The following is a 13,147-nucleotide window of genomic DNA, read 5'->3' on the forward strand; positions in this document are numbered from 1 at the left end:
GGGATGTTCGCCGACGACGTCCGCGCCGGTGAGCTGGCGATCCCGGTCCCGCCGGACGTGCCGGAGCCGTTCGTCGACCTCGACGACGTGGCCGATGTGGCGGTCGCGGCACTGCGCGACGACGCCTACGCCGGCTCGGTGCTCGAGCTGACGGGGCCGCAGGCGCTCACCTTCGGCGAGGCCGTCGCGGCGATCGGTGACGCCCTCGGGAGCCCGGTCTCGTTCCGATCGGCCTCGGTCGAGGAGTTCGTCACCGCCGTGGTCGCAGCCGGGGAGCCGGCCGAGCTCGCGTACGGGTTGGTCGAGCTCTTCGCCGAGGTCATGGACGGTCGCAACGTCGCGACGACCGACACGATCGAGCGCGTGCTCGCCCGGCCGGCGACGTCGCTGGCCGACGTCGTCCGTCCGGTGGCCGGGCACACGCCGGGGGGGTGAGCCGGCCGACCCGGGTGGGGAGCGGGTGCCGCCCGACCCACCGCCCGTCAGTCGTGCTGCTGTGTGTGGCTAGTCGTCGAGCAGCGTGTCCAACGACCGCGACAGGAGGTCCTGGCGCTTCGCCGCGTCGAGGCCTTCCAACCCGAAGCCGAACAGCACCGAGTCGGGCGTCATGACCGCGGCGCCCTCGTCGACGGACTGCTGGCCGCGCTCCCAGTCGTTGGGGTTGACCCCTGAGCCGGCGGGCGCACCGGGCACCGTCCAGGCGCCGAGATCGGCCTCGAACGACGTCTCGGTCGCCGTCGCCCCGCCGACCGTGGTCTTCGCGTCGTCGATCCACACGCCCAGGCCCGTGGTGCCCCAGTCGGTGGCATAGACGATCGCGACCTCGACCTGCTGACCGGCGTACGCCGACAGGTCTGCACTCCAGTCCTGCCAGCCTCCGGAGTTGCCGCTGAAGGCGTTCCACTCGCCCGTCGTGCCCGTGGGCTGGCAGGTCGCGTCGACATAGTGGGTCAGCTGCGGATGGAGGGTGATCGCCCATCCTGACGTGCAGCTTTCTCCGGTGGCCTGCGTCGTGTTGCCGTTGGCGTCGGGGAGGGTCGTCCAGTCGTCGGTGCCGACCGGCCTCGCCTCCACGAACACCGCATCCCAGCCGGCCTCGACGTCGGCGCTGAACTTGAAGTCCAGCGATCCCGACGTCGCCCCTGTCAGGTCCACGGTCGTCGCGAGCCGCTTGTAGGCCTGGTCGGCCGAGCCCGAGGTCATGAACCAGTCGCCGGTGAACGGCGCGTAGGGGTCCCCGGAGCCGCGCAGCCACGACAGCGGGGCACTCGACTCGAACTGCGGGAACTCCTCGACCGGCAGGAACGACGACGTCGACACGAACGCGCCGGTGTGGTCCTGCGAGCCGTCGAGCTGTGCCGCGAAGCCCTCGAACGGACCGTCCTCGTCACCCTGGAGCGGGAAGGTCGTGCCGTCCTCACGGGTGCCGCCGTCGTCGACGTACTGGTACGACCCCAGCCAGTACTGGAGGAAGTCGTTGCCCAGCGGCAGGCACGGGTAGGCCCCCGGAGTCGTGCAGGACCCGGCCGTCTCCTCGTCGGGGTGGTAGTAGTAGCTGCCGTCAGCCGCCTGCGCGTAGAGCGCGTACTTGCCGGCGACCAGCACCTTGCCGCCCTCGTTGAGGTAGTCGCGGACGCGCAGCTCGGTGTCGTACGCCCACTTGGCCGCCGTGCCTCCGATCTGCCCGGTGTTCCTCGGGATGAGGTCGTCGCCGGTCTCCCAGACGACGGCGTCGTAGTGCGACAGGACTCCGAGGTCGTGCGGAGCCGTGCGGCCGGCGGCGTCGACGTCGTACACGTCGGTGCTGTAGCCGGCGGCGTTGAGCGCGTCGGCGTAGGCCGAGACGTACTTCGGCGAGCTGACCGCTTGTGCCGGTGACAGCCCGGTGTAGTCCTCGGCCGCGAGGATCAGCACGTCACCGCCGATGTCGTCGGCGACGGTGTACGAGAACGACTCGCGTGAGCCGCGCAACGGCTTCACGTTGAGCCCTGTGAAGGTCACCGTCACCCTGTCGCCGGGCTTCTGGCCCTTCACCTCCGCGCGGTACTCGTCGTAGTACTTGTCGTTCTCGTTGCCGTACTTCTCGCCGCCTCGCCACTCCTTCATCCGTGTGACGCCGCGGACGCGACCGTTGATGCGGGTGGTCATCAGCAGGCCCTTGAGCTTGCGCTTCGCGGTCACCGCGACGGTCTGCTTGCGGCCGTAGGAGGTGGTGAAGACGTCAGGACGGATGTCCTTCACCGTGATGCCGACCGACGACTTCGGGTCGTCCGGGTCGTGTGCGGACTCCGCGAGGGAGAGCGCGAACGGGATGTTCTTCTCGAACTCGGCCTGGACGAGCTCCTCGTCGTCGGGGAACGAGAAGATGCTCACGCATGCCGCCGGGTCCCACTCGTCGTCGGGGTCGGAGGCGCTGGCCGTCTGGCAGGTCGCCATCTCCGGCGTGTACGCGAGCGTGCCCTGCTCCTCGTGGACGTGCCCGTTCGTGTCGCCGTTGGTGGTGTAGAGCTCTGCCGAGAGGTCGGGGTCGTAGCCAGGGACCGCCGAGTTGGCGTCGTTGCCGGCGAGTGCGGCGTAGATCTCGTCGTCGGGTGTCGGCGTCTCGACCTGCCAGCCGGTGCCGTAGAGAAGCAGCTCGGCAGCGGAGTGGTAGTTGACGAAGAACTCGAACCCGACCTTGTCGACCAGCCCGATCGTGGCGCGGGTCTCCGGCTCCGTGGCCGGCGCGGGTCCGCGGTAGGTCTCGCTGAAGGGCTGCGGCGAGCTGCCCTCGTTGTCGTACCCCCACTTGAAGGGGAAGTTCCGGTTCATGTCGACGCCGTCCCCGGCGGTGACCTGCCCGTCGCCGTTGTTGTCGCGCACGGTCTTGCGCCACAGACGGTTGCCCTCGGTAAACGTGAAGTCGTAGCCGTCCGGGTTCTGCACCGGCAGGAACCACAGCTCCGTCGTGTCGAGGATCTTGGTGATCCGACGGTCCTTGCCGTAACGGTCGAGCATGTAGTGCATCAGGCGCTGGACCATCTCGGGCGTGATCCACTCGCGCGCGTGCTGGGTGCCCCCATACAGGACGGCGGGCTTGCTGCCGTCCCGGGACTTGCTGGCGTTCTTGCCGACCTTCACGGCGAGGATGTCCTGCCCGGTGCCCGACTTGCCGGCCTTCACGAGCTTGGTGAGCCTCGGGTAGCGCTTGGTCGCCGCCACCATGTCGTCCCGGATGCCGCCGGCCTCGCTGTAGGAGGTGAAGACGTCGTAGCCGGCCGCCGACTGGCGTGCGGAGAGCGTGCTCGCCTTGACGCCGTCGATCTTCTTGACCTTGAGGTCCACGCCTTCCTCACGGAGCTTGCGCGCCTGGCTCGGTGGCAGCACCACCTCCACCTCGGCCTTGCCCCCCTTGGAGCTGACGACGTCGTGGCTCCGGTCGACGCCGGCCTCGGCGAGGAGGTCGAGTCCCTTCGCGTCGACGGTGGCGCTGTAGATCTCGAGGTCGACAGGTGGTGAGTCGGTCGGGGCCTTGGGGGGTGCCGCGGTCGCCGGGAGCACTCCGAGGAGTCCTCCGACGAGGGCGGTGGTGAACACGATCGCAGCAGGTCGTCGCATGCTGGTCCTCCGCAGGATGAGGTCGTGCCATCGAAGACACGTAATGCCGGAAATCTTCCAGCGTCCGTCGCTTGTGTCAACGGTTGTTCAAGGCAACCGTCCGTGCGGGACCAGGCCGGACTCGTACGCGATCACGACCGCCTGCGTCCGGTCCCGCGCACCGAGCTTGGCGAGCACGTTCGCCACGTGGGTGCGGACCGTCTCCACTCCGAGGACGAGCTCGCCGGCGATCTCCGGATTGGACATCCCGCGCGCCGCCAGCGCCAGCACCTCCGACTCCCTCGGAGTCAGGGCGGGACCGGCGTATGTCGGCTGCGCCGGCGCGTGCCGTACCGCGAGCCGGCGCACCGACTCAGGGAAGAGAAGGCTCTCGCCGGCCGCGACCGCACGCACCGCCGTCACCACCTGGTCGGCGTCGGCCCGCTTGAGCAGGAAGCCCGAGGCGCCGGCGCGCAGGGCCTCGAAGACGTACTCGTCGCTCTCGAACGTCGTCACGACCAGCACCCGCGGCGCCGGGTCCAGCGCGAGGAGCAGCTCCGTGGCGCGGATGCCGTCGACGCCCGGCATCCGCACGTCCATGCACACGACGTCGGGCGAGAGCGACCGCGTCGACGTCAGCGCCGCCGCGCCGTCGGCCGCCTCCCCGACGACCTCGATCCCCGGGTCGCTCTCCAGGATCGCGCGCAGGCCGCGCCGTACGAGCGGCTCGTCGTCGACGAGGAGCACACGGATGGGGGCGCTCATCGCGCTGCTTCCCGCCGGTCGGCCGGAGGTAGCGGCAGCCGGGCGACGAGGTGCCACGTCCCGTCGGCCTGCCGTACGTCCAGGTCACCACCGAGCAGGGCGACCCGCTCCCGCAGGCCGTCGAGGCCACGCCCGGAGGTCCGCGCGGCGCGACCACCGGCACCGGAGCGAGGGACACCGTTGCGTACGGCGACGACCACCGCCTCGCCGACCTGCGTCTCGAGGTGGATCGCCGTGCCGTCACCGTGCTCGTAGGCGTTGGTGAGCCCTTCCTGCACGATCCGGAACGCCTCCCGCGACACGAGGTCCGGGATCCCGACGGGATCGGCGAGGTCTGCCCGGACGTCGGCGCCGCCGGCGACGTAGGAGGCGACGAGGACCGAGATGTCGTCCAGGCCGTGCGCCGGCGCGCGATCGGCCGGGCCGGGCTCGTCCCGCAGGAGGCCGAGGGCGTGGTCCAGCTCGTCGAGGGCCCGTCTCGCGGTGTCGGCGATGATGCCGAGCGACTCCTCGGCATGGTCGACGTCACGACGCACCAGCTGCCGGCCGGCGGCCGCCTGCAACGAGATCACGCTGAGGGCGTGCCCGATTCCGTCGTGGAGGTCACGGGCGAGAGCGCGTTGTGCCTGCTCCCGGCCGATGCGCTGCTGCGCCACGGCGAGCCGGTCGGCGTCGGTCGGCCCGAGGCAGACGACGGAGAGCCAGGCGAGACCGGCGCCGAGGGCGACGACCAGAGCGAGGATCGCGCCGGTAGCGCTCACCGCGACCCACCACGGCAGCTCGGAGAACGCGAAGGGGATCCCGATCACGAGCGTGACGCCCGCGGCGCCTCCGGCCAGCACGTGGGCGAGCACGAACCAGGTGGTCCGCCACCGGTGGTGGCGGCGGTCCACCGGCTCGTCGACGAGCTCACCCGGAGGATCGAGCAGGATGCGGGCGCCGGCGACCTCCATGTCTCGCACCGCCGGGAACAGCGAGACCGCGACGAGCAGCGCTGCCACCAGGACCGCCCCGGTCACCGCCACTCCGGTGTTGGCAGTCTCGCGTCCGGTCGCCGCGACACTGAGGCCGAGCAGGCCGAAGGCCAGGAACAGCGCCGTCCCGATGAGGACGAACACCGTGCGCAGGAGCGCCGTACGCAGAAGCGCCGTCCTCGCCTCGGCTCGTGCGCTCATGCCGCCATCTTGCCCGTCTCGCGGGTCGGTCGCGTCGTCTGCGCGCCCGCCGCCCGCCGGCTCCGGACGTAGCCCCACACGGCGACGGCCAGTGCCGGGCCCCACGCCCAGAAGGGCAGGACGCCCAGCATCCACAGGGCCGCGGTGTCGCCGTCGGCCGCCTGCTCGATCGACAGGAGCACGATCGAGGGCGCCGTCGCGGTGAGGACGAAGGCGACCGCATAACCGGGGACCGCGGCCGCCGCGACAGGGACGGTGCGACCACGGAGGGAGGGCATCCATGCGGGGAAGACCCGGCCCCACGGGCGGAGCAGCCCGACGGTGAGGATCGATCCGCCGAGTGCCGCGGCACCGAGCAGGAGACCCCACAGCCGCATGGCGGGGTCGAGGTCGGCCGGGGTGAGCGGCCCGGTGAACAGCGCGTCCGGGAACAGCCACGTCGATCGCAGGAGCACGTACGGGAGGGGGCAGACGGCGGCGACCACGGTGGCGATGGTCGTGATCCGGTCGAGCCTGGTCGACGGCTGCTGCAGGCGCGCGGTGTACGGCGCGGCCCACGCCAGCGACGCCGACATCCACTGGACGGTCAGCGCGGCGAGCCCGAGGAGGATCCACGGGCGGAAACCGACCCGTGCGTACCCCTCACCGAGGGTGCGGACCAGCTCGCCGATCGTGTCGGGAGCGAAGGAGCCCGAGCCGATGCCCCACCAGGTGACGAGCCCGGTCGCCACGAGGGCAGTCGCACGCGCGGCCATCGAGCGGCGGAGCGCCGCCACCAGGAGCACCACCGCGATCACCGGGATCGTCATCGCGCAGAAGTAGCCGATGAACGCGATCAGCTGCGAGTCCATGCAGAAGACCGACAGTACGAGGGCGACCGTGGCCGCGGCGGCGATGAGGCCTCGGCGGCCGACCGGTGATCGTGAGGCGGTCGCCAGCGCGACCGAGGTCGCGAGGCCCAGGACCCCGCCGAGGAGCACGAGGACCGGCGCCACGACGTCGGGAAGCAGGGAGAGCAGGGACACCGCTCCGTCCGTGTCCTCGTACGGACTGCTGCTGGGCTCCAGGAGCCACAGCGCTCCCAGCGCGAGGGCGAGCACCGAGGTGGCCCCGAGCGCGAGCGGAGTGCGGGCGCGGAGGGCGAGATCGTGGACCATGAGTTCTCCTTCGTGAGGAAGTGGACTCCTCCACATTCGTCACCTGCACTGCCGCGCGGTTCCCCCGTACGGGGGAGCTCCGGCGGCCGCCGGGGGAGGTCCGTACGGTCGCCCCGTCGCGGCGCTCAGGCCACCGTCCGTGCCACCCTGCGGGACGTCGCGGCGCCGGCGAGGACCAGACCCGAGGCCACGACGACGCACAGCAGGTACTGGGCGATGACCGAGGGCTGGGCCACCGGTTGAAGGCCGACGACCGGCACCAGCACCATCAGCGCGGTCGCCGTGGCGACGCCGACACTGGCCACGAGCGGGATGATCGTCTCCCTCGTCCGAGCGCGGTCGAGCGTGCGGTGGTCGGTCCCGGCCAGGACGAGCGCCCGGTGCTCCTCGCGCTGCTCGATCACCCGACCTGCCTGCATCACTCCGGTGGAGACGGCCGCCAGCGCCCCGGCGATCGCCAGCGTCAAGAAGCCGCCGGTCTTGAGGTCGGCGATGAACGCCGCCTCGTCGGGACGGCCGACGGTGTTGGGATCGAGCAGCGAGAACGTCGCCGTGAGACCGGCGATGAAGGTCGCGAGCGCGACACCACCCACGGAGCGCCATGCCGTCCTGGGCGAGTCGACGATCCGTCGTCCGGCGAGGAGGGTCGGCACCGAGCGCGCCGCCGCAGCCGTGACGCGACCGACGACCCCGATCACGAAGGGGCCGACGAGGTTGAGCGTCGCGAACGTGAGCACGAGCAGGGTCACGAGGACGGCGAGGGCGACGCCCACCGATCCGCCGAGGACCTGGGGTGCGACGACGAGCGCGAGGCAGCCACCCACGGTCGCGAGCAGCCGAACTCTCCGCAGGCCCGGAGGAGTGACTCTGTTGGCGACGCCCAGCGGGGTGATCGCGACCCGCCGAAGGCTCGCCGCCGCCGAGAGCACCGCGATCGCGAGCACGGCCGCGACAGCGAGAACCACGACCGGCACCCCCACCCAGAGCTCGGAGAAGGCGAACCGACGATCCTGGAACCGCACCTGAGCAACCAGCGGGACGAGCAGCGCGTACCCGACGAGCCCGGCGATTGCGCCCACGGCCGCCTGTGCGGTCGCGTCGAGGACGGTCAGCCCGGCGACCTGGCTGCGCGTCGCTCCGCACAGTCGCAGCGCGGCGAGCCGGGCATCCCGCCGTTCGGCCGCCAACCTGGCGGCGGCGGCACCGAGCGTGCCGAGCGGGACGAGGATCAGGAGGACGGCGATACCGGCGAGGAACGGGTATTGGATGGCGTACGGCGTCTCCGGGGCGTCGAGACCGGCGCGGATGCCGGGGGCACCTCCCGCCCGGTCCCAGAAGGCCTGGAACCCGCCGATCACCAGGAGGAGGACGGCTGTCGTCGTCGCGAACGCGACGACCGCGAGCACCTCGGTGAGGCGCTGCGGGTCGCGGCGCCCGGAGCCGTGCGAGCGGAGCAGGGCCCACAGGGAGATCGTGGTCCTCATCGTGCGGCCTCCTCGTGCACGTACTCGCCCGTGACCCGGCCGTCGCGCATGGTGATCATGCGTGAGCAGTGACGAGCGACAGCCTCGTCGTGGGTGACGACCACGAGGGCGGCTCCGGTCGACCGCGTGGCGGAGGTGAGGACGCTCAGCACGTCCGCGCCGGTCGCCTGGTCCAGCGCGCCGGTCGGTTCGTCGGCGAAGACCACGCCCGGTGATCCGGCGAGCGCACGCGCGATGGCGACTCGCTGCGACTGTCCCCCGGAGAGCTCACCGGGGCGCCGTTGCTCCAACCCCGCCAGCCCGAGGTGGGCGAGCCAGGCGGCAGCGACCCGCGTCGCCTCGGTCCGTGACGTCCCCGCGAGCATGAGCGGCAGTGCGGCGTTCTCCACCGCGGGAAGCTCGGGCAGGAGCTGCCCGGACTGGAACACGAAGCCGAAGTCGGTGCGTCGCAGCGCCGTACGTCGTCGGTCGGACAGGCTTGCGAGGTCGGCTCCCTTCCACACGATCGAGCCCGAGGTCGGCGCGAGGACTCCCGCGAGACAGTGCAGCAGCGTGGTCTTGCCCGATCCGGACGGGCCCATGATCGCGAGGGACTCACCCGGCGCGACCGAGAGACTGACGCCGGCGAGGGCGTGCGTGGCGGTCGACCCCTCGCCGTAGGTCTGGACGAGGTCGGTGGCGACGAGTGGGGAGTTCATGCCACCACGCTAGGAATCGCGACTGTGTCGGTGCGTCGGTCTGCGGGACGGGCTCGCCGCGGCCACGTCATACTCCGGTCGGAGAGCGACGAAGCCAGACGATCACCCCGTCGTGCCGAGCGGCAGCGTCGCGCCGTCCCAGCGGGCCCGCCACCAGCGGTCGTGTGTCACCAGGACGACGGGCACGCGTGAGCTGACCAGAGCGTCCTGGAGCTCGTCCACGAGAGCGACCGAGAGGTGGTTGGTGGGCTCGTCGAGCAGGAGCAGCTGCGGCGCTCCGCTCACGACCCGGGCGAGGGAGAGCCGCCGCTGCTGCCCGACGGACAGGTCGCCCACCGCCGTGTCGAGGTCGCGGGGGTGCAGCAGGCCCGTCCGGCGAAGAGCGTCCCGCCACTCCTCAACCGGACCGTCCCGCCCGTCCGCGAACACCGTGAGCGCGCTCGCGCGGGGGTCGGCGTACGCATCCTCCTGCGGCAGGTAGCCGATCCGCAGCCGTCGCTGCCGGCGCACGGTGCCCGCCTCGGGCTCGATCGCACCGGCGAGGACGCCGAGCAGCGTCGACTTGCCCGCACCGTTGGGGCCGACGACCAGCAGGCGGCTGTCGGCGGTGACGTCGAGCGCGGCGAGGCGGAGCCTTCCACGCACCTCCACATCGCGGACCGAGACCAGCACACCGTCAGCAGGAGAGACCCCGACGAGGCCGGCGAACGCCCTCCTCTCGGGCGGTGGCGGGACAGGACTGGCCACCAGCCGCTCCAGCCGCGCCTCGGCGTCACGCACCCGCCGCGACACCGCCGCGTCCTTGCGCTCACCGAGGAAGTGGCCGATGAACTTGTCGTTGTCGCGGGGCGCTCGGTAGCCGTGCCCGATCTGACGGCTGCCGGTGCTGAGCACCGCCTTCGCGTCGTCGTACGCGTCCTCCCAGGCGTCGCGCGCCTGCGCCCAGCGCACGAGCGCGGACGCCTTCGCGTCGAGGTACGCCGTGTAGTCACCGGTGTAGCGCGCAGGCCCGGTGGAGGTCGTACCGTCCGGTGCCACGTGCAGCGTCGCGTCGAGGTCCAGGATCGCCGTGCAGGTCGCGTCGAGGAACGCCCGATCGTGCGAGACCACGATGACGACACCGCGCTGGTCCTTGAGCGAGCGCTCCAGATAGCCCACGGCGGCATCGTCGAGGTGGTTGGTCGGCTCGTCCAGCAGCATCAGGTCGGCCGACGTCACCAGCGCCAGCGCGAGGGCGAGCCGAGAGCGTTGGCCCCCCGAGAGGGTCCCGAGAGGGCGGTCGTCGCCGACGTCGCCGAGCCCGAGCCCGGCGATCGCGCGCGCCGCCCGAGAGTCTGCCGACCAGCCGTCGCGCCGCTCGTACTCGTCGAGCGCGTCGCCGTACGCCTCGAGCGCCGCGGCGTCAGGATCGCCGTCGGCCATCGCGTCCTCGAGGGTCCTCATCTCGCTCTCGAGACCACGGAAGTCGGCGAGCGCACCGTCGATTGCGTCCCGCACCCGGCCGGAGTCGGGGAGGTCGGGGACCTGGCCGAGGTAGGTCACGCGCGTCGGCCGGCTGACGGTGCCGTCGTCGGGCGCCTGGAGCCCGGCCAGGACGCGGAGCAGCGTGGACTTGCCCACGCCGTTCTCCCCGACCAGGCCGAGGCGCTCGCCGGGGGACGCGGTGACGTCGAGGTCGTCGAGGACGGGACGCATCCCGTACTCGACCGTGATGCCGCGGGCGACGAGAGCACGGCTGGTCGCGGCGGCTTCCGTCGTGGAGGACGGGCTGAAGGGGAGAGACACCGATGACCTCACAGGGTCAGAAGGGGCTCGCCGGGCAAGGGGCGCCGCGGACGCGAGCGGGATCGGTGTCAGATCTTCATAGCCCGTCCATCGTGGCACGGGAGGTCAAGCGGTTAAGCCGGGCACACCGCCACGGCGCGCACTCAGTCCAGGGGTCGGCGGACGACACCGACGCCGCCCCACAGCGCGAAGCCCCGGACCCGCACGGTGGGAGCACCGGGCGCGACCTCGCTGTCGTCGCGGGGCCCGCTGAAGCCACCCATGATGCCGATGCCCTCGACGACGACACGCGTCGTCGGGTTCACGGTGATCTGCGCGCCGCCCATGATCGCGTTGACGGTGATGACCACCTCGGGAGCGCTGAAGCGGGCGCGGCGCACGTCGATGTCGGCCCCGCCCATCACGGCGGTCACCGTCAGCTCGGACGGCACCAGCCAGTCGCCGCTGCGCTCGAAGCCGCTCATGATCGCGACGCCGCGCTGGTGGGTGGGCTCGCCGACCGGGGTGACGGGCGAGACGTGGCGCGCCGGAACCGGCTGCGCGTACGGCGGAGTGGCGGGAAGGTCGTCGGTCAGGGGGACCAGGTCGGCCACGGTCTTGGCGTCGTACGCCGCCTCCAGCCGTTCGTCGAGCTCGTCGGTGTCGATCCGTCCCTCACCGGCCGCGCTGCGCAGGATCTCGGCGACCTGCTCGCGGTCGGCGTCGGAGACCCGCATCCGGCGTGCGGGCTCATCGGGAAGCTGCATGCCGGCCAGGCTACGGGAGCCGGAGCGGGCGCGGGACCGACCGAGACAGGCCCCGCGCCCACGGGGGTCAGTCGCCGACCTTCTCCGCGCCGGCCTTGGTGGCCTTCGCCGCGTTGCCGGCGGTCTTGCGGGCCGACGTGGCGGCGCCCTTGGCGGCCGACTTCGTCGACGCGGTGGACTTCTTGGCGGTGGTGGTCGTCGCCTTCACCTTCGCCTCGGTGGACTTGGCCGACTTCTTGACGTCGGCGGTCGCCTGCTGCTTGCGGATGCGGCCGACGAGGGTCTCGCCACGCTCGGCCAGTCCGGCGTACGTGGTCTCCAGGTCCTTGAGCGCCTCGAGAGCAGCGGCCTGAGCCTTCTCGGGGAACACCTTGAGCTGCTCCGGCACGGTCTTGAGCTGCTCGGGCAGACCCTTGAGGTCGTTGATGACGCCGTCGACGTCATCGGACGACGGGACCGACGCGCGGACCTTCTCGACGACGATGTCGCCGGCGCCGACGACGGCGAGGAACGGTGTGGACGTCGTGAGCTGTTCCTTGATGGCCATGATTGCTTCTCCCTCGGTCGTGCGGGCCGCGCCAGGTGGCGTGGACTCCGCCTTCAGTCTTCGTGGCGCTGCTTGCATTTGCAAGCGTTTGCTAGCAGGCGAGAGCGTGAGCCCCGTCACAGGAGCCCGCCGACGCCCTGCAGCGCCACGAGGACACCGACGATTCCGACCGTCCACGCGGTCGCGCTGCCGGCGCGCTGCCCGGCCCACGAGCCGAGTCGTTCGAGCGGTCGATCGACCCAGCGTGCGGCGACGAGCCGCAGCGCGAGGATCAGCAGCGCGGGGAGAATCATCACGAGGCAGTAGACGGCCAACGTTGCGGTGGTGGCCGCCATCCCGATGTCCGCCGCGGTCAGGGCGCCGATCGCGGCCAGATAGGGCAGCATGCTCGCCGCCTCGATCCCACCGGCGACCACGGCCAGGCCGACCATTCCGCCCGGCGTGGACAGCGCCCCGGTGATGCGTTCCTGCCACCGTCGTGACGACTCGGCGGGGTCGTGGCCGCGCTTGGCCCGATACTTGGGGTCGATCCGATAGCTCAGCCAGACGAGCCCGACACCGACCACCACCATCACCACGCGACCCGGCCTCGAGGTGACGATGTCACCCAGCACCGGGACCAGTGCTTGGGCACCGGCGGCGAGCGCGATCCCGAGCACGAGGTAGAAGGCCGCGATCGTCAGGAGGTAGATCACGACCCGTCCCTGATGGCCCCGTCGCGTCGCCAGGACGAGCCACACCGGGATGATCAGCGTCCCGATGCTGGTGCTGTCGACCAGAGCCATGGCCACGAGAAATCCGGCGAGTGCGAGTGTCATCTCTCGATCATCGCCATCCAGAACGCCCCGGGCGTCGGTCTGAGGTCCAACGCCCGCTCCACCTTTGGTAGGGGGTGGTCGCTGGTGCGTCGTTCGTGCTCGGCGGCGCGCTCGCCCTCGTCTACGAGCTGATCGACGAGGCGGGACGACAGGCAGGACGGCACACCGTGGTCGCGGTCGGCATGCTCGGCGGCGTCGCCCTGGCGTGCGGGTTCCTCGTGGGGCCGGGCGGTCTGCGTCGCTCGTTCACCGCAGCCGGCGACGAGGTGCCGTACGCGCACCACCGGCTCGCGACGCTGATGCTCTCGGTCGCCGCGGAGGTGGTCGTCATCGTCGGAGCGTTCCACCTGCACCACGGCGTGAGCCTCGCCGTCGTCGTCGCGGTGTTCCTCTGCG

Annotated in this window: 11 protein-coding genes and 1 pseudogene; 2 read left to right on the forward strand and 10 right to left on the reverse strand. The window is 71.6% G+C overall.

Translation table 11 applies throughout. The features are described from left to right. Positions 1–435 (forward strand): annotated as a pseudogene (locus PV363_RS10120) (NmrA family transcriptional regulator); the annotation flags it as partial. Between the two features lie 69 nt (positions 436–504). Here the strand turns inward: PV363_RS10120 and PV363_RS10125 are convergent. The 10 genes from PV363_RS10125 to PV363_RS10170 all read right to left on the reverse strand — a co-directional run bounded on the left by PV363_RS10125 (position 505) and on the right by PV363_RS10170 (position 12,751). Further along, entirely contained in the window at positions 505–3,597 is a 3,093-nt protein-coding gene (locus tag PV363_RS10125; protein ID WP_301022264.1) for a M14 family metallopeptidase, read from the reverse strand. Positions 3,598–3,684: 87 nt separating this feature from the next. Beyond that, positions 3,685–4,341 (reverse strand): response regulator transcription factor, encoded by a 657-nt coding sequence (locus PV363_RS10130; protein WP_220342670.1) that lies wholly within the window; start codon positions 4,339–4,341, stop codon positions 3,685–3,687. Continuing rightward, positions 4,338–5,516 carry a histidine kinase gene (locus PV363_RS10135; protein ID WP_220342669.1) on the reverse strand — a complete coding sequence of 393 codons (1,179 nt, stop codon included), beginning with the start codon at positions 5,514–5,516 and terminating at the stop codon, positions 4,338–4,340. Before PV363_RS10135 ends, PV363_RS10130 begins: the two co-directional genes overlap by 4 nt. Further along, positions 5,513–6,673 carry a hypothetical protein gene (locus PV363_RS10140; protein ID WP_220366660.1) on the reverse strand — a complete coding sequence of 387 codons (1,161 nt, stop codon included), beginning with the start codon at positions 6,671–6,673 and terminating at the stop codon, positions 5,513–5,515. The genes PV363_RS10135 and PV363_RS10140 overlap by 4 nt, the downstream gene beginning before the upstream one ends. 125 nt (positions 6,674–6,798) lie before the next feature. Continuing rightward, complete coding sequence (locus PV363_RS10145; protein ID WP_220342667.1) at positions 6,799–8,157, reverse strand: FtsX-like permease family protein; 1,359 nt, start codon at positions 8,155–8,157, stop codon at positions 6,799–6,801. After that, positions 8,154–8,855: an ABC transporter ATP-binding protein gene (locus tag PV363_RS10150; RefSeq protein WP_220342666.1), complete on the reverse strand. Its 702-nt coding sequence runs from the start codon at positions 8,853–8,855 to the stop codon at positions 8,154–8,156. The genes PV363_RS10145 and PV363_RS10150 overlap by 4 nt, the downstream gene beginning before the upstream one ends. Before the next feature lie 102 nt (positions 8,856–8,957). Then, complete coding sequence (locus PV363_RS10155) at positions 8,958–10,640, reverse strand: ABC-F family ATP-binding cassette domain-containing protein (RefSeq protein ID WP_301022265.1); 1,683 nt, start codon at positions 10,638–10,640, stop codon at positions 8,958–8,960. A gap of 143 nt (positions 10,641–10,783) precedes the next feature. Next, positions 10,784–11,386 (reverse strand): DUF1707 domain-containing protein, encoded by a 603-nt coding sequence (locus PV363_RS10160; RefSeq protein WP_220342663.1) that lies wholly within the window; start codon positions 11,384–11,386, stop codon positions 10,784–10,786. Positions 11,387–11,453: 67 nt separating this feature from the next. Continuing rightward, entirely contained in the window at positions 11,454–11,933 is a 480-nt protein-coding gene (locus PV363_RS10165; protein ID WP_220342662.1) for a hypothetical protein, read from the reverse strand. A 116-nt stretch (positions 11,934–12,049) separates the two neighbouring features. Then, positions 12,050–12,751 carry a GAP family protein gene (locus tag PV363_RS10170; protein ID WP_220342661.1) on the reverse strand — a complete coding sequence of 234 codons (702 nt, stop codon included), beginning with the start codon at positions 12,749–12,751 and terminating at the stop codon, positions 12,050–12,052. A gap of 74 nt (positions 12,752–12,825) precedes the next feature. Here PV363_RS10170 and PV363_RS10175 point away from each other — a divergent pair. Further along, positions 12,826–13,147 (forward strand): hypothetical protein (locus PV363_RS10175; RefSeq protein WP_301022266.1); only part of this gene is annotated, 322 nt, incomplete at its 3' end.

It is taken from the genome of Mumia sp., assembly GCF_028803055.1.
In the GTDB taxonomy this organism is placed as follows: Bacteria; Actinomycetota; Actinomycetes; order Propionibacteriales; family Nocardioidaceae; genus Mumia.

What these genes read in the sequence shown, in the direction of transcription:
- PV363_RS10125 (WP_301022264.1), bottom strand. Translation starts at nt 3,597, where the DNA reads ATGCGACGACCTGCTGCGATCGTGTTCACCACCGCCCTCGTCGGAGGA.
- PV363_RS10130 (WP_220342670.1), bottom strand. Translation starts at nt 4,341, where the DNA reads ATGAGCGCCCCCATCCGTGTGCTCCTCGTCGACGACGAGCCGCTCGTA.
- PV363_RS10135 (WP_220342669.1), bottom strand. Translation starts at nt 5,516, where the DNA reads ATGAGCGCACGAGCCGAGGCGAGGACGGCGCTTCTGCGTACGGCGCTC.
- PV363_RS10140 (WP_220366660.1), bottom strand. Translation starts at nt 6,673, where the DNA reads ATGGTCCACGATCTCGCCCTCCGCGCCCGCACTCCGCTCGCGCTCGGG.
- PV363_RS10145 (WP_220342667.1), bottom strand. Translation starts at nt 8,157, where the DNA reads ATGAGGACCACGATCTCCCTGTGGGCCCTGCTCCGCTCGCACGGCTCC.
- PV363_RS10150 (WP_220342666.1), bottom strand. Translation starts at nt 8,855, where the DNA reads ATGAACTCCCCACTCGTCGCCACCGACCTCGTCCAGACCTACGGCGAG.
- PV363_RS10160 (WP_220342663.1), bottom strand. Translation starts at nt 11,386, where the DNA reads ATGCAGCTTCCCGATGAGCCCGCACGCCGGATGCGGGTCTCCGACGCC.
- PV363_RS10165 (WP_220342662.1), bottom strand. Translation starts at nt 11,933, where the DNA reads ATGGCCATCAAGGAACAGCTCACGACGTCCACACCGTTCCTCGCCGTC.
- PV363_RS10170 (WP_220342661.1), bottom strand. Translation starts at nt 12,751, where the DNA reads ATGACACTCGCACTCGCCGGATTTCTCGTGGCCATGGCTCTGGTCGAC.